Below are 15,184 nucleotides of genomic sequence, written 5' to 3' on the forward strand. Positions count from 1 at the left end.
CAGAATCTCTTTCTTACATCTATACGCAATCAATTCCCTTATCGGCTCTGCTGCCTACCATTATGTACATGGGACGATACGTCAGCGGAGACGTTGTTTTAGCCCCCGTGCGTATTGGGGGTCTGGGCGATTGGAAGGTGCGTCCGGTGGTGGTTGTTTCTGAAAAAGATAAGGGCAACCTGCTCATCTGTCCGGTATCGAGCAGCCCGTCAACCGATACACCCTCGATCCCGCTCTCGCTCGACGACTTCGCCAGGGGTGGGCTCGACCTCTTTACCGAGAGTTACGCTCTTGTCGCCCACGCCGCAATCATCCGGACCGCTGACGTCATCGGGAAGAAAGGCACCCTGCTCCCGGAGACACTCTCCATCATCCAGGAGGCTGTATCCATGATGCGCCCTCCTCAGGAGAAGCGATCCCGGCGACCACGGTGAGCCTCAAAGCTCATATCGTTTCAGAAATTCCCGGATCTTCCGCGATTCCATCCATTCGCGGTCGAGCTCGCCGATCTGTTCGTTGATCCTGCGGACCTGTTCACGGAGTTTTTCTGCAGTTTTTTCGTCATCGAGCAGGTCCGCAATCCCCATGATTACCTGGAGCGGGTGACGGACGTGATCGGCAAGAACGGCAAACTGTGCGATGTTGCGCTCCGTCATATCGAAGGCTCGCTCTCTGATCTGCTCATACAGAATCCGTTCGGATATATCTCTCCCGATAGCCTGGAACCCCACTACCGTCCCCTCTTCAAAGATGGGTGAGATGTTCAGTTCCAGTATCGCGGTCTCTCCGTCCTTTCGCCTGCTACTTATCTTGAGTCTTTCGACCTGCTCGCCCTGAAGCACTCTCTGCCGTCCTTTCTCCCATTCTGGAAGGCTTGAAGGGAGGACGTAATCCTCCCATTCGGTTCCCGTCATCTCTTCAGGAGAGTATCCGAGTATTCTCCCGGTCGCCGGAGAGATGTAGTTTAACCCGCCCTGCAGGTATGACGTGACGATAAGGTCAAAGCTTCGCTGGGCGATCCCCCGGAACTTCTCCTCACTCTCCTGAAGTGCCGCCTCAGCCTGCAGCCGTTCGATGATCCGGCCGAGCCGCTCTGCAATAGCATCGAGCAACATCTGCTCTTCTGGCAGGAACGGGCTCCCGTCCACCTCCGGTATCTCGCCAAGGTACCTGACCTCAACCTCACCAAGCCGTTCGCCACGGACGATGATTGGGCTCACCTGCTTCCACCGGGTATTCCTGGAATCACCCCGCCAGTACTCACGGTCGTCGACCCGGATCCGGACCGCGGTCTCATTCGGGTATTGCCAGCCCGAGGGGAGCGTATCGGCAACAGCCTGCAGGAGTCCATCAAGCGTCATTCCCGGAACCTCTACGAGGTGGGCGATGGTGTACAGACACTGAAGTTCGTCCATTCTCTTCTTCAGTTCAAGCGTCTTCTCCCGGAGTGCCTCCTCCATCCGGTTTCTCTCGGTCACATCGGAGGCTATTCCGGTAACACCGATGATCCTGCCATTTTCATCCCAAAGCGGCTTTAACGTCAGATCCCGGACTCGTGCGTCATCCCCGAAAGTGAACGTCACCGTCGCCCGCACCGGCTTTCCCGATTCAAGAACCTGGCGTTTCAGCATTGTTAGATGTGCTGCGTTCTCTGGAAAGACCTCATCGTCCTTTTTGCCGATGATGGACGTATCGGTTTGCCCCAACTGCTGGTTATATGACCAGATGTAGCGAAGGTCCTCATCCTGCGCAAAGGTAACCACCGGCGATTGACTGATTGCCAATTTGAAGTGGTGGGCATCCCGGTCTCCGGTGAGATCCCGGACCCTGATGAGCCTATCCCCGGTAGAGGAGGGGATAGGAATGCTTGCTATCGAGAGCCAGCGCCTTGCGCCGTTGGGCGCCCGGACGCGGCAGAGGAAGGCAGGCAGTTCCCCGCCGTTATTGAGAGTTTGATTGAGCTGATCTGTAGAGGTGCAGTCATCGAGCGTTGGTAGGAGGTATCTGTCAAAGAGGGAGCATACATCTACCCCGTTGATCTCTTCCTGCTGATGAATGGCCAGGATCCGTATGAGAGCCTGATTATACCAGAATATCTTATGTTCGCTGTTTGTTGCAAGAAGACCGTCTTCGAGAGTATTGAGTATCGCACGATCGCAGAGCACCCGGTCCAGATCTGAGTCTACCATTTCTTCCCTGTGCTGGAGTGTGTTATGTAATTTTAGTGGTTTTGGGCTTTGGGGATAAAAAGAGTTTCATCCGATTTCTGTGGTATGTGGCCTGATCTGCGTGTTCATCATATGTGTTGGGCGCCATTCCCAGGCATCAAGGGGTCTTGACCTGCGCTTATGTTAGGGGAATTTGGGTACGGATAAGTTCTTCCACGCAGACCTTCTGATATGGCAACAAGAGTCCGAGTGCGCGTACTGGTCAGCGGTCGGGTACAGGGTGTCGGGTTTCGATGGGCAGTAGAGGATGAAGCCCGGACCCATGGTGTCACCGGCTGGGTCAGGAACCTTGCTGACGGGCGTGTAGAAGCGGTCTTTGAGGGATACCAGGAGCAAGTGCAGCAAATGATTGATTTCTGCCGTCGTGGTCCTGAAACGGCTCGGGTTGATGATGTGCGCGTCATTCCTGAGGCATACTCGGGGGATCTTACCGGGTTCTCCATACTTCGGTGAAGAAGATGCCATGCAAGTCTCGCTCTTGGCAGGATATTAATAACGTCAGTGGACTATAGGAGGTTCATGCTGAGAGATGTAGAGCCGGTTGAGTTCCTCTCTGTGATCCGGGAACGCCGGAGTGTCAGGAACTACACCGACCAGGAAGTCCCCGATGAGGTGATCCGGACGATCATCGCTGCGGGCATCCAGGCGCCGAATGCTCTTGGACTTCAGCCCTGGCAGTTCGTGGTTGTGAAGGATAAGGGCCTGATGCGGCAGATCTCCGACTTCTGTAAGCCGATCCTAGCGGAGAAGATCGAAGGAGAGAGACATGCGGGAACAGAAGAGTTTCTAGCGGCGCTCAAAGATCCCGAATACAGCATCTTCTATAACGCTCCGGTGCTTGTCCTGGTCCTCGGTGCACGGGAGGTCGTATCGAGTGTTCTGGACTGCACCCTCTGCGCGGAGAATATGATGCTTGCTGCCTGGGCGCTCGGGATTGGGAGTTGCTGGATCGGTTCTGCAACCCTCGTCGAGCAGAACCCGGAACTCCTCGCGAAACTGATGGTTCCGGACGATTACCAGATCGTGGCGCCGCTGATCTTCGGCTACCCCGGTCCACTGCTCCCGAAAGCAGAGCGTCGGGAGCCCCGGATAACGTGGATCCCTTAACATCTCTATGGGCATATGAGGGAGGGGGTCATGGGTCACCGACCGGGATCCCGGTGTGGGCCCTGAGCAATTTAGTCTTTGCCGGCGAGCCGCTCGGCCCGCCGCTTACCCGGTTACAGGGCACGCGATTGCTTCCACGGGGATGATCGAGAGCGTGATCTGTTGCCCTCCTCTGATGACCGTCAGGGTTGCCGGTTTTTCGATGGGCCACGTGGCGAGGAAACGATGCAGTTCGTCCACGCATCCCACACTGGTCCCATTTATCGCCACGATCAGGTCGCCTGGCCGAAGTCCTGCCCGATCGGCGGGACCTGCCCTGTTCACCGAGACAACCTCGACCGCCTGGTTTTTAGTGAGCCCGAGCGCCGTGATGAGCGGTCGCGGGAGCGGCCGCGACTGGCCGGCGATGCCGAGATACCCACGCCGCACCCTGCCGTCGGCGACCAGCTGGGGGAGGACCCAGGTGGCGGTGTTGGATGGGATCGCAAAGCAGATGCTCTGGGCCATGGGGATGATGGCCGTGTTGATACCGATGACCCGGCCACGGGAGTCCACCAGCGGTCCGCCGGAGTTGCCGGGATTTAAGGGGGCCGTGTGCTGGATGATATTCTCGATCAGGCGGCCGTCTCTGCTCCGGAACGACCGCCCGAGAGCGCTCAGAACTCCCGTTGAGACGGTCGAATCAAAGCCGAGCGGGTTGCCGATGGCTATTGCGAGTTGACCGACGGAGAGTGATCCGGAGTCTCCGAACGATGCATATGCAAGCCCCGTAGCATCGGCACGGAGCACAGCGAGATCGGTCACGGGATCGGCCCCAACCAGGCGTGCGGGAAGTGTGGCCCCATCCGACGTACGGACCTCGATCCTCCCTGCCCCCTGAACCACATGGTTATTGGTCATGATGTAGCCTTCCGGTGCCACGACCACACCGGAGCCTGCTCCAATCCGCTCACCCCGCCGACCCTGAAGGCTCTTCCCCACGACCACACTCACAACCGCTGGCCCCACGGAATGAACGACCTGGATGACAGCCCGGGAGTAGGCATCAAGGAGGTCGGCGTCCGACTCTCCGGTATCGAGGGTTGCAGAGGACTGATGTGCCCTGGATACCGGTTGAGAATCTCCAACCTGCTGGAAGAGTTTGCAGTTTATTTTATCCATTGTATTATATAATTTAAATCTAATAGTAATGTACTTTCTGCACCGGTTGGCGAGATAACGCCGCGTATGATATGCAAAGCTCGCCCTCTCTTTTGAGTCACGCAGAAGCCCACCGGTCCGATCGTCTTCCTGGCCCTCCCCCGCAAAGGAGATATAGAGGACTGAGTCTACTGCCCACCATGCTTGGGACGGCGGCAATTGAAGTGGATGCAACAAGCATTGAGGTACACCCCACGGACATAAGGAGGGTGCCACAGGCCGACAAGGCTTATGATCTCGTTGAGATCGAGACCGACCGCGGGACGACCATCTGCCGTTACTGTGAAGCGGAGCAGGCCAGAAACGGCGTTGTCATGGTGGGTGGGGTCGGCGGCGGTTTTGACTCCCCTGCCCGGGGACTTTACCCGCGGCTGGCAAAGGACTTCCTGAACCACCGGATCAGCACACTTGGTGTGCGTTACCGGCATCCAACCGATCTCGTGGAGTCGACTATCGATACGGTTCTTGGTATACGCTACCTCGAGAGCCAGGGTCTTTCGGCAATCGGGCTGATTGGGCACTCTTTTGGAGGAGCCGTGGCGATCCAGGCAGCGGCGAACAACCCGGCTGTCAGGGTTGTCGTCGCTATATCAACCCAGGCCGCCGGAACCGAACCGGTCGCGGACCTCGCCGGTCGTGCGGCGGTCCTCCTCCTTCACGGGAATGCCGATCCGGTTCTCCCTCCCCGTTATTCGGAGGATGTTTACCGGCGTGCACACGAGCCGAGACGATTGATTGTCTACGATGGAGCAGGGCATACGCTCGATGAGGTGGCCGAGAGCCTCTATGTCGAGGTGAAGGCGTGGATCCTCAAGCACCTGCCGGGAACACTTGTCTGACCGGTCCTTCACCCTGATGGGACGTGGAGTTCTACACCCCTCCCCTGCAGGTATCGCCGTACAGCACAAGGATCGTCGCTTGCAAAGCCATCGACGCCGAGCTGGAGCGCCTTGCCGATGGTCTCTTCATCGTTCAGTATCCAGGGGACGACGAGCAGCCCGGCACTGTGCGCCTGATCTACCACCTCTCGTGAAACCCGATCCCATCGCGGGAGGATAAGGTCTGCCTGCACCGAACGGGCAAGCCCGACAGGATCATCGATATTCTGTGAGTAGATCAGGCCCGCCTGCACTCCGGGAAAGAGCCTCTTTGCCATCGCGACGCTTTCAGGGTGGAACGAGACCAGGATGAGCCGCTCCGGCATCTGATCCATGAGCACTGAGGCAATGATGGCCTCTGTCCCGGGCTCCTTGATCTCCACGACAAGCCCTGTCTTTCCCCGAACGAGGCCGAGAACCTCTTGGAGTGTCGGGATCGTCTCACCCCGGCCTGCATCCAGCTTTTTTATCTCCTCGATGGTGTAACCTTTGATCGGTCCGGTCCCGTCGGTTGTCCGGTCGACCGTTGCGTCATGGATAACGATCGGGATACCGTCTTTTGTGAGGCGAACGTCGACCTCGACGAGATCGGCGCATTCCATACCCCTCCGCAGGGCCCGCAAGGTATTCTCTGGCTCGACGCCCTTCGCGCCGCGGTGTCCGACGATGAGCATGCAGCGCCATGAATCCCGGAACCAGATATAGATGGCGGATCCCGGGAGCATCCATGTGGGTGGCATCGATACTGACTGCTATGGTTCATGCAGGATAGGATCGGACACTCAGTCTTTGGCGCGGTAGTTCGGATGGGCAATTCGCCCTCAAGTCAAAAAAGGTTATTTCCCCTGAATCCTCTGAATCTCGGACTTGATGTCATCCGAGCTGTTGTACTGCTTGTCCTCGAACTGGTTCAACATATCAATGACGCCCTGGGATGCCCCGCTCTCCTTTGCCTGGGAGATAAGACTCTCCTTCGACGCAGGGAACTTGATCCTGGAAGAGAGCTGCTCGATGAGCCGTGGGTCAAGTCCCTGCAGAGCCCCGGCGGCCTTTGACATCCCGCCCATGGCAGATTCTTTCATACCTCTCATACGTTCTCACCACCAAATCCGCGCCCCCATTCAGGAGCGACTTATGAAGGAGGAGATGTGATAAATAGATATCGTCTATAAGCAGCAGGGCTGCCTGGAGGGCGATGAGAGGGGGCGCCACTTCACAACGGCTCTTTGTGTGACCAGGCCGTTATCGAGGGCCAAATCAAAAGGTTAATTTTACTTACCTATCTAACCCCTTTCCATGAGATCGCATGGCATTCTGACGCTGCTCGTCTGTATCGTTGCAGTGCTGGCAGTAGCCGGTGCAGGGTGTACCGGCACGACTCAGGCCGGTGGAGATGAACTGAAGGATTCCTATATCGTCGGTATCGACGGTTCATACGCACCGTTCAGTTATGTTGACAAAGACGGCAACGCCCAGGGATTCGATGTCGATTCCATGAGATGGATCGCCGAGAAGAAGGGCATCAACGTGACGTTTAAGGCCATTGACTGGGACGCCATCATCCCGAGTCTCCAGGCAGGGAAGATCGATATGGTCTACGCGGGAATGACGATCACCCCCGAGAGGCTGGAGGCCGTCAACTTCAGCAACCCCTACTGGACGGTCAACCAGGATGTCGCAGTCCGTGAGGACTCGAACGTAACACTTGATGATGTCCTTGCAGGCAAGGCGGTCCTCGGAGCGCAGCGGGGATGCACCGCTGCAACCTGGATCGAAAAGAACCTGATCGAGACAGGAAAGATGCCCGCAGCTAACCTGAAGCTCTACGTCGACACACCAGCTGCCGTCAGCGACCTTGAGATCGGTAGAATCGACGCAGTCATGTACGACGACCTCTCCCTGGGATCCTATATTGAGGGCAAGCCGCTCAAGATCATCGGATCTGTCGAGACTAAGGAGCAGTTCGGTGTCGCTATCCGCAAGGAGGATACCGCTCTTCTTGAGTTCATGAACGAGGCACTTGCAGAACTGCAGGCCGATCCCTACTGGGAAGAACTCAAAGAGAAGTATAACCTGAACTGATCGGGGACTACTTCTCTCCCTTTTTCACAACCTTCAACCTATCTGGAGGCCTTTCCTCTGTATCCACACAAACCTACCGAGATAGACCATAGTGCGTCTACCCTGGCGCACTACCAGGTACCCGTCCTCTGTGCGCTCATAACGGCGGTCCTCATCGGCGGGAGCGCCCCGTTCACCAAACTCCTCCTCGGCGAGGCCGGGCCGCTCGCGCTCGCGGCGCTGGTCTCGCTCGGGAGCGGTTCGGGTGCCCTGCTCTTCTCCATCATCGGGGCAGCGGTGGGTACCCGGAGAAGTTACGTTGAGGCGCCGCCTGGAAAGGGCGATCTCCCCTGGCTTATCGGGGTAATGGTCCTTGGTGGATTCCTCGCTCCGGTAACCCTGATATTCAGCCTCCCGGGAACGCCGGCGGCGACGGCTGCGCTCCTCCTGAACTTCGAGGCCGTAGCAACGACGCTGATTGCCGCGACGATCTTTCGTGAGTGGGTGAGTCGCCGTGTCTGGATTGCGCTCGGGTTTATTACCACTGCATGCATCCTCCTGACCTGGGAGCCGACAGGCAGTCTCGGGCTATCCCTTTCGGCGCTTGGCATCCTGCTCACATGCGTCTTCTGGGCAATCGACAACAACTTAGGGCAGCGACTCTCGGCAAAAGACCCTCTTCTCGTCATCTCCATAAAGGGAATCGGCGCCGGCGTCATCACACTCATCCTCGTACTTGTCACCGGGGAGCAGTTCCCGGATCCATCTACAATCGCTGCAGCCATGATCGTTGGGTTTCTCTGTTACGGCGGTTTAACGAGTATTCTCTTCCTCCTTGCTCTTCGCGGTATCGGCGCGGCACGGGCGGGGTCACTCCTTGCGATCTCCCCGTTCTTCGGCGTCATCTTCTCGCTCCTTCTCTTCGCGGAACTCCCCGCGGGGGCCTTCTATATCGCGTTGCCCATCATGGCGCTTGGTGCCTGGTTGCTGGTCTCTGAGAAGCATTCCCATCCCCACCGGCACCCGGCGATCGTTCACGAGCACCGCCACCGCCATGACGACCTTCACCACGACCACGCTCACACGGCTGACGACCCTCCGCTCACGTCGACCGGCGAGCACTCGCATATGCATGCCCATGATGAGATCGTCCACGAGCATCCGCACCAGCCCGATATCCACCATCGCCACTCCCATCGGTAGGCCGGTGGTGGACGACTTTTACCTTTGTTCTTTTCATGTTACAGAGCTTGGACCTGGATAGACCTCTGTAACCTCTTGGTAGATATGATCGGGTTTATCATCTCAATGATGGAGTGATTTTTCATGCAGAAAATCATCCTTCTTCTCTTCGCTGGCGTGCTCCTCTCCGCCGGATGCCTCACCGCGAGTGAGCCCCCGAGAGAGGCAGGTATTGCGCTGATCACGCCGGCAGACCCGGCCCCCATCTTCGGCGGCCAGGCAACCATCAGCGAGATCGTCGGCCGGGAGATACCCGGAGTCCAGACCAACTACAGCCTGGGATACGTTGTCATCCCACCGGGTAACGCAACGCCCCCACACCGGTTGCTCGGAAGCACCGAGGTAGTCCACGTGATCGGCGGGGTGGCAGAGATCTCCTGTAATAACGAGACGGTGATCATTCGCGAGGGAGAGACCGTACTCCTGCCGGAAGGGGCCCTGCAGTCGATAACCTCCATCGGGGAGACCGATCTTTCCTATCTCAGTGCAGTTCAGCCGCCCTTTACGGAGGAAATCGAGGTTCTGGTAGACGGACCTGACCCGTCAAACAAGATGACGGATGGTGCGCCGCTTGTCATCGCCGATCCCCGGGGAGGGATCGAGTGGGACCTTGAGTCGCAGGCGGCAGCTTACACCCTCTTAAACCCGGTGCTGATGAACGAGACAGTGATCCCGATCGCTTACAGCATTGCCTACGTGGAACTCCTGCCGGGCGGATATCTGGGCTTTGATGGAATCCGTGATTCATCCGATCTCCTCTACGTGATTGAGGGTGAGATTGAGGTCGCCACGCCCGATGGGGGGACGATCCGTATTCCAGCAGGGAGCGCTGCCTACATCCCCCCCAACGTGGTGAAGGAGACCCGGAACACCGTAAACAAAACGACAGTGATCCTCTCGTTCATCGATCCGACGTGGACACCGGAAAAGACCGGCCTCTGGGGTTGGAAACCCTCCTTTTTTACGGCTGATTCCCGTCGTTCGGCCGGCCTATCCGCAGAGCATTGGCAATGACCGCAAGCGAGAGCCCCATATCCCCGATTGCCACCGCCATCCAGAGGGTGGCCAGACCCGGGACGGCGAGTGCGGCGATGCCGAGTTTGACGACGAGTGCTGCTGTGACATTCTGCCGGATGACCGAGACGGTCTTCTTGGAGAGAGTTACGAGGTAGGCAATCCGGGATATGTCGTCCTCCATCACGACGATATCGGCTGCCTCGATCGCGACATCCGACCCTATGGCCCCCATCGCGACCCCGACATTCGCCCGGGCAAGCGCCGGCGCGTCGTTCACGCCATCACCGACCATCACCACGAGCCCGTAGCGTTCCATCAGCCGCTCGACCATTGTCACCTTCTCCTCGGGGAGGAGTCCGGCATGGCACTCGTCGATCCCGATGCGGCGGGCCACTGCACTCCCTACGCGCTCGTTGTCCCCGGTGAGCATCACCGTCCGGATATTGCGCGACTTAAGTTCGGCCACCGTCTCTTGCGCATTCTCGCGGATCACGTCGGAGAGCGCGATGAGTCCGATGACCTGTGAGTCAGTGCCGGCGAGAACGACGGTCTTTCCTTCGTTCTCCAGCCGCTCGTAGGCAGTCCGCCAGAGCCCGCTCTCAAGCCCGGCAAAGAGCGCCTCGTTTCCGAGGAGGTAGTTCTCGCTGCCGATCCTGCCCTGAACTCCTCTGCCGGTGATCGAGGCGAACTCCTCCACATCCCGGAGCGCGATGCCCTCCTCCACCGCCCGCCGCCGAACCGCTTCTGCGATCGGGTGACCGGAACGGGACTCAAGCGACGCAGCGATCCTGAGTACCTCCCCCGCCGGCATCGCAAGACCGATCACATCGACCACCTCAAGCCTTCCGGTCGTGAGCGTCCCGGTTTTGTCGAAAACGACCACCTTTGCGTGTCCCACGGCCTCGAGGGAGTCCCTGCCCTTGATGAGCACCCCGTTACGCGCTGCAGTCGTGATCCCCGAGACCATCGAGACCGGGGTGGATATGGCAAGTGCGCAGGGACAGGCTATGACGAGGAGGATCAGCGCCCGGTAAAACGCCTCGATGAATGGGACACCGAAGGCGAGCGGGGGGATCACGACGAGGAGGGCGGCGAGGAGGATGATCGCCGGGGTGTAGTATCGTGAGAACCGCTCGATGAAGGCCTCGGTGGGGGAGGTGTGGGCCTGGGCTTCCGCGACCAGGGCCACGACCCGGGCAATCGTGCTCTCCTCTTCGGGCTTTGTCACCCGAACCTCGAGGTAGCCTTCCACGTTCTGGGTCCCGGCGTAGACATCGTCCCCGACACCTTTTGCCACCGGGACGCTCTCTCCCGTGATCGCGGCCTGGTTGACCGAGGATACGCCGGCAATGACAACGCCGTCGAGCGGGACGGTGTCGCCAGGTCTGACGATCGCGATCTCCCCGACTCCGACCTCGCCGACGGGGACGATCACCTCACCATCGCCCCGCCGGACCCGAGCGGTCTGCGGAGCGATCTCAAGGAGCGAGGCTATCGAGCGCTCCGCCCTCCCGGCAGCATACTCTTCCAGGAACTCGGCGATGGCGTAGAGATAGAGAACTGTCGCACCCTCGGCAGGATTGCCCGTCAGGAACGCACCTGCTGCTGCGATGGATATCAACACGGAGATGCTGAACTGGAGCCGGATCAGGGCAAGGAACCCGGACCTCAGGACCTCGTAACCGGAGATGATCGCGGCGGCGAGCAGCAGGATCGTGCCGATGAACGGGTACGGTGTGAAGTACTCAATAAATATGCCGAGAAGCAGAAGGGCGCCCGAGACCGCGAAGATCGTGATCTGGCGGCGGGTGATGGCCGGTCTGTGGATCTCGCAGACCCCGGCCCGGCAGCGTGGGCAGGATGGACACGCGTCATCCCCTGCCATGGTCTACCCCCGAATGCTCTTCGATCTTTTGGACGCGGGACTCCAGCATACTGCAGAGGTGTTGGGCAGCTCTGCATAAATATAGTGAGGACCTCATGTCCAGGCAATGCCTGGGTAAGTTTCACAGTAATTGACGTGAGAAATTCTCCTGCGGCACTGGCGAGACTGCCCTAATTTGCATAATTGGATCCGATCGATCCCGGAATTAATGGTAATACCGCGATGAGGCCACTAGGTCCTGACATCGCTCCACTCTAATCAGAACTGCATGGATTTCAAGAACATTTAAATAGTAAAGTTCCTGGAATACCCTGCATCAGGGTATGGCTCTAGAGGAGACCGCCTTATGATTCAGGGATCGATAGCGAGTTTATCTGTTTGCGTCGTCGGCCTTGGATACGTTGGCTACCCTCGCACTGTCGCGTTCTCGCAACATCTTCGAACAATTGGTGACCTCGATGTGAACATCCTGGCCGGCCGGGCGATCAACGACGCCATGCCCAAACACATCGCCGAGATCGCGATCAAGGAGCTGAACCGGGTCGGCAAGGTGATCCGGGATTCAATAGTCCTCATCATGGGCCTGACCTACAAAGAGAACGTCCCCGATACAAGGGAGAGCCCGGCCGAGGAGGTGATCCACGAGCTCAAGGAGTTCGATATCGATGTGTCCGGGTATGACCCCCTTCTCTCCCCGGCCGAGATCGAACAGTTCGGGGCAAAGCCAGTTGCGTCGCTCAAGGGGCTCGAGGATCCGGTGGACTGCATCATTATCAATTCGCCGCACAGTGTCTTTGCGGGGCTGACGCTGGATGCGGTGCTCTCCATCTGTGATGGGAAGCCGATCATCGTGGACGTGACCGGGATGCTCCGGAATAATGGTGGGGTGCGGGAGGAGTGTATGTATTGTACGTTGTGAGATCCCCGGTTATGACGAAAAGGAGCGGAAACATAACCTTTCGAGGGATAAATGCATGGACGTAATCATCGTCGTTCACACCGAGTTTGGATTTGTACATGCCAGAGAGGTTATCCCTGACAAGAATGCCACGGAGGGCGTCAGCAAGGGTGTCCCGAACCTGATCAAGGTTGCGGATAGACACGGAGCCAAGGTAACATTTGCCGTAATGCCTGAGGTGGTTGGCGCTTTCCCAAGGGACATCAACCACGAAGTCGGGCTGCATATCCACCCGGGATGGGAAGAATTCTGGCAGAGCGGCTTCACCTTTCATGTCGGTGACAAGTACCTGCGGGAGCATTGTCATCAATCATCCACCTCCACGGTGCTGAGAGGCTACCCATACAAAGAACAGCTCGATATGATCCAGACTGGTTCGGACTGCATCACCGAATCGTTGGGGGTCAGACCGACCACGTTTGTGGCTGGTAAGTGGTCTATCGATAACAATACGGTCAGAGCACTGATATCCGCAGGAGTGGAACGGGACTGCTCAGCCCCCGCCCATTCAAGGCCCTGCCATTATGACTGGTCAAAACTGCCTCGTATCTGTATGCCGTACCGTCCCAGCGAGCATGACTATCAGGAGAAGGGCGATCTTCCTCTCCTGATTGTGCCCATATCTCAGATGTTCCATGCCGGAAATGTAAACCCCGAAGTTGTTCCCCAAGTTGGCCTATCCTGGCTGAAGGCGTGTTTCACCGAGTACTACAGTCAGAGGATGCCCCTCTTCCACATCTGCCTCCACTCGCCCTGCATGACAGATCCTTACTTCCTCTCGGTGATGGATGAGTTTCTGGGGTTCATAGCCCAGCACCGGAATATCAACTTCAGATTTGCATCTGAGGTTCATGAGTATGCCCCGGTCAATCCCTCCACTCGAGTTGTCCCGTATTTGTTAGGTCTAAATAGGAATATTCTCGGATTGGGCTGGAAAGCGGCATTTAAAAAGATATTTTGATGAAATCTATGACTAATTCATATAGCATACTATTCGCTCTCACCAATACCATCTACAGAGCGATCTTCCATGAAGAGATCAGTACTGAGGTTGAAAAGTTTATCAAAAACCTCTCCTACGTGGGCATCGGGACGATTGTCGCATCAGTCTTCTCGTTTTCGTTTAATATACTTGCAGGTCGCTGGCTAGGGCCATTGGAGTATGGAACATTCACGCTGATCCAATCGGTGGCCATGTTCCTCTATATCCCTATGCTGCTTGGGTTTCACACGGCAATGATCAAGTACAATGCCGAGAAAATTGATTTTGCAAGGCAGAGATGCATCATCTCGACGACTTACATCTTAGTATTCTTGTTCACAGTTGTATCTCTCCTAGTTTATTTCATTTTTTCAAACGAGCTCACGGCCATATTCTCAATATCTCATGAAGTATTCCTTTTTGCAGTACTCTTCGCCGTCCTGTTTGTGTTTTATACGCTTACAACCGAGACTCTCAAAAGCCTCCACATGATGCGAGCATATTCACGACTGATGCCAGTGCATGCTGTGATCCTACTCTGTGCGTTTTTTATTTCAGTCTTCTTTTTCAAGGAACTCTCGTTCAAATCCTCATTATTCTCGATGTTGATTGCTTATGGCATGATAGGAGGAATTATCCTGGTAATCCTCAGGGAATACCTGCGGCCCAAGTTTAACAGAGCATGGGCACGTAAATTACACAAATATAGTGTCTATTCGTTGATGGGAGGAATTTCATTTATCCTCTATAGCAATATTGATAAAATATTTATTAACAAATACGCTACGGTTTCAGATGTAGGACTCTATTGGGCGTATAATTACTCTTTCACAACTGTAATACTCCTTTGTGTCAACATCTTTGTGACCGTGTTTTTTCCTGTTGCATCTATGTGCCCCAATAAAGTAATGCTTTTTGAGCGTATTAAAAAGATTACAATCCTGTTAATAATATTTGGGTGGCCGATTGCAGCAATTGGTAACGTCTCAGATCTTCTGTAATTTGCCTGAGCCCCGTCTCCTTGCCTGATCATTCCTTCTCCATGGTCAAATACCTTCTGCCGGTGACCCACTCCTCGTTGATGTCCATCAGGATAGATCCGACCAGCCGGAGAAGGGATTCCTCGTTCGGGAACGCTCCTACGACCTTGGTCCTTCGTTTTAGCTCCTTATTGACCCGTTCCATCAGGTTTGTGGTTCGGATCCGTTTCCCGTGCTGTTTTGGGAATGCCGTGTAACTCATCAACCCCGGGAGGAACCGTTCGATGGTATTGGCTGCTTTCCGGTACCCCCTGGCATTCAGGTCATCGGCGAGATCTTGAAGCCTTTGTTCACTTCCATAGGCCTCCTTCAGGCCTTCTACAACCTCTTTCTGGTGTTTCCGAGGAATATTCCTCAAGACGGCTCGGGTACAATGAACCTGACACATCTGCCAGGATGCACCGAGGAAGGCGGCTTCAGCCGCCTTCTGGATGCCGGTATGCCCATCAGAGATGACCAGTTGAACCCCGGCAAGTCCTCGTTCTTTGAGGTCCTCGAAGAGTCCCGACCAGAATTCCTCATTCTCACAATCTGTGATTCTTGCGCCGAGGATCTCCCGGTAACCATCCTCGCGCACTCCGGCGAC

Annotated in this window: 16 protein-coding genes; 10 read left to right on the forward strand and 6 right to left on the reverse strand. The window is 56.5% G+C overall.

The window, feature by feature from the left end:
- Positions 1 to 68 precede the first annotated feature (68 nt).
- The gene (locus MCUTH_RS01805; RefSeq protein ID WP_224732795.1) at positions 69 to 434 is read left to right on the forward strand and encodes a type II toxin-antitoxin system PemK/MazF family toxin; all 366 of its coding nucleotides are present in this window, start codon (positions 69 to 71) and stop codon (positions 432 to 434) included.
- 3 nt (positions 435 to 437) lie between these two features.
- Here the strand turns inward: MCUTH_RS01805 and MCUTH_RS01810 are convergent, their stop codons facing one another.
- Positions 438 to 2,189: a PAS domain S-box protein gene (locus MCUTH_RS01810; RefSeq protein ID WP_066954607.1), complete on the reverse strand. Its 1,752-nt coding sequence runs from the start codon at positions 2,187 to 2,189 to the stop codon at positions 438 to 440.
- Between the two features lie 210 nt (positions 2,190 to 2,399).
- Between MCUTH_RS01810 and MCUTH_RS11265 the strand changes: the two genes are divergently transcribed.
- The gene (locus MCUTH_RS11265; protein ID WP_083524710.1) at positions 2,400 to 2,681 is read left to right on the forward strand and encodes an acylphosphatase; all 282 of its coding nucleotides are present in this window, start codon (positions 2,400 to 2,402) and stop codon (positions 2,679 to 2,681) included.
- 66 nt (positions 2,682 to 2,747) lie between these two features.
- On the forward strand, positions 2,748 to 3,335 hold the full coding sequence (locus MCUTH_RS01815) for a nitroreductase family protein (RefSeq protein ID WP_066954610.1): 588 nt from the start codon (positions 2,748 to 2,750) through the stop codon (positions 3,333 to 3,335).
- Positions 3,336 to 3,440: 105 nt separating this feature from the next.
- Here the strand turns inward: MCUTH_RS01815 and MCUTH_RS01820 are convergent, their stop codons facing one another.
- Complete coding sequence (locus tag MCUTH_RS01820; RefSeq protein ID WP_066954613.1) at positions 3,441 to 4,496, reverse strand: S1C family serine protease; 1,056 nt, start codon at positions 4,494 to 4,496, stop codon at positions 3,441 to 3,443.
- 179 nt (positions 4,497 to 4,675) lie between these two features.
- On the opposite strand from MCUTH_RS01820, the gene MCUTH_RS01825 reads away from it, so the two are divergent.
- The gene (locus MCUTH_RS01825; RefSeq protein WP_066954616.1) at positions 4,676 to 5,374 is read left to right on the forward strand and encodes an alpha/beta hydrolase family protein; all 699 of its coding nucleotides are present in this window, start codon (positions 4,676 to 4,678) and stop codon (positions 5,372 to 5,374) included.
- Positions 5,375 to 5,382: 8 nt separating this feature from the next.
- Here the strand turns inward: MCUTH_RS01825 and MCUTH_RS01830 are convergent, their stop codons facing one another.
- Both MCUTH_RS01830 and MCUTH_RS01835 read right to left on the reverse strand, forming a co-directional pair.
- Entirely contained in the window at positions 5,383 to 6,087 is a 705-nt protein-coding gene (locus MCUTH_RS01830; protein ID WP_066954726.1) for a glycerophosphodiester phosphodiesterase, read from the reverse strand.
- Between the two features lie 162 nt (positions 6,088 to 6,249).
- On the reverse strand, positions 6,250 to 6,495 hold the full coding sequence (locus MCUTH_RS01835) for a DUF2795 domain-containing protein (RefSeq protein ID WP_224732794.1): 246 nt from the start codon (positions 6,493 to 6,495) through the stop codon (positions 6,250 to 6,252).
- Between the two features lie 214 nt (positions 6,496 to 6,709).
- Here MCUTH_RS01835 and MCUTH_RS01840 point away from each other — a divergent pair, with 214 nt between their 5' ends.
- The 3 genes from MCUTH_RS01840 to MCUTH_RS01850 all read left to right on the forward strand — a co-directional run bounded on the left by MCUTH_RS01840 (position 6,710) and on the right by MCUTH_RS01850 (position 9,730).
- Entirely contained in the window at positions 6,710 to 7,495 is a 786-nt protein-coding gene (locus MCUTH_RS01840; protein WP_066954622.1) for an ABC transporter substrate-binding protein, read from the forward strand.
- A 102-nt stretch (positions 7,496 to 7,597) separates the two neighbouring features.
- The gene (locus MCUTH_RS01845) at positions 7,598 to 8,677 is read left to right on the forward strand and encodes a DMT family transporter (RefSeq protein WP_066954625.1); all 1,080 of its coding nucleotides are present in this window, start codon (positions 7,598 to 7,600) and stop codon (positions 8,675 to 8,677) included.
- Positions 8,678 to 8,800: 123 nt separating this feature from the next.
- On the forward strand, positions 8,801 to 9,730 hold the full coding sequence (locus MCUTH_RS01850) for a cupin domain-containing protein (RefSeq protein ID WP_083524713.1): 930 nt from the start codon (positions 8,801 to 8,803) through the stop codon (positions 9,728 to 9,730).
- Here MCUTH_RS01850 and MCUTH_RS01855 read toward each other — a convergent pair.
- Positions 9,678 to 11,618 (reverse strand): heavy metal translocating P-type ATPase, encoded by a 1,941-nt coding sequence (locus MCUTH_RS01855; RefSeq protein WP_066954627.1) that lies wholly within the window; start codon positions 11,616 to 11,618, stop codon positions 9,678 to 9,680. The genes MCUTH_RS01850 and MCUTH_RS01855 overlap by 53 nt on opposite strands.
- A 346-nt stretch (positions 11,619 to 11,964) precedes the next feature.
- Here MCUTH_RS01855 and MCUTH_RS01860 point away from each other — a divergent pair, with 346 nt between their 5' ends.
- Genes MCUTH_RS01860 through MCUTH_RS01870 form a run of 3 tightly spaced genes read left to right on the forward strand, consistent with a single transcriptional unit; the run spans position 11,965 to position 14,559 of the window.
- A complete protein-coding gene (locus MCUTH_RS01860; protein ID WP_224732793.1) occupies positions 11,965 to 12,537 on the forward strand; it encodes a UDP binding domain-containing protein in 573 nt (190 codons plus the stop codon).
- A 55-nt stretch (positions 12,538 to 12,592) separates the two neighbouring features.
- On the forward strand, positions 12,593 to 13,537 hold the full coding sequence (locus MCUTH_RS01865; protein WP_066954630.1) for a polysaccharide deacetylase family protein: 945 nt from the start codon (positions 12,593 to 12,595) through the stop codon (positions 13,535 to 13,537).
- 8 nt (positions 13,538 to 13,545) lie between these two features.
- A complete protein-coding gene (locus MCUTH_RS01870) occupies positions 13,546 to 14,559 on the forward strand; it encodes an oligosaccharide flippase family protein (RefSeq protein ID WP_161937560.1) in 1,014 nt (337 codons plus the stop codon).
- A gap of 28 nt (positions 14,560 to 14,587) precedes the next feature.
- On the opposite strand, the gene MCUTH_RS01875 is transcribed toward MCUTH_RS01870, so the two are convergent.
- The coding region (locus tag MCUTH_RS01875) for an IS256 family transposase (protein ID WP_201784927.1) at positions 14,588 to 15,184 on the reverse strand (597 nt) is incomplete at its 5' end.

The sequence above is a fragment of the Methanoculleus thermophilus genome, assembly GCF_001571405.1.
GTDB classification, from domain to species: domain Archaea; phylum Halobacteriota; class Methanomicrobia; order Methanomicrobiales; family Methanoculleaceae; genus Methanoculleus; species Methanoculleus thermophilus.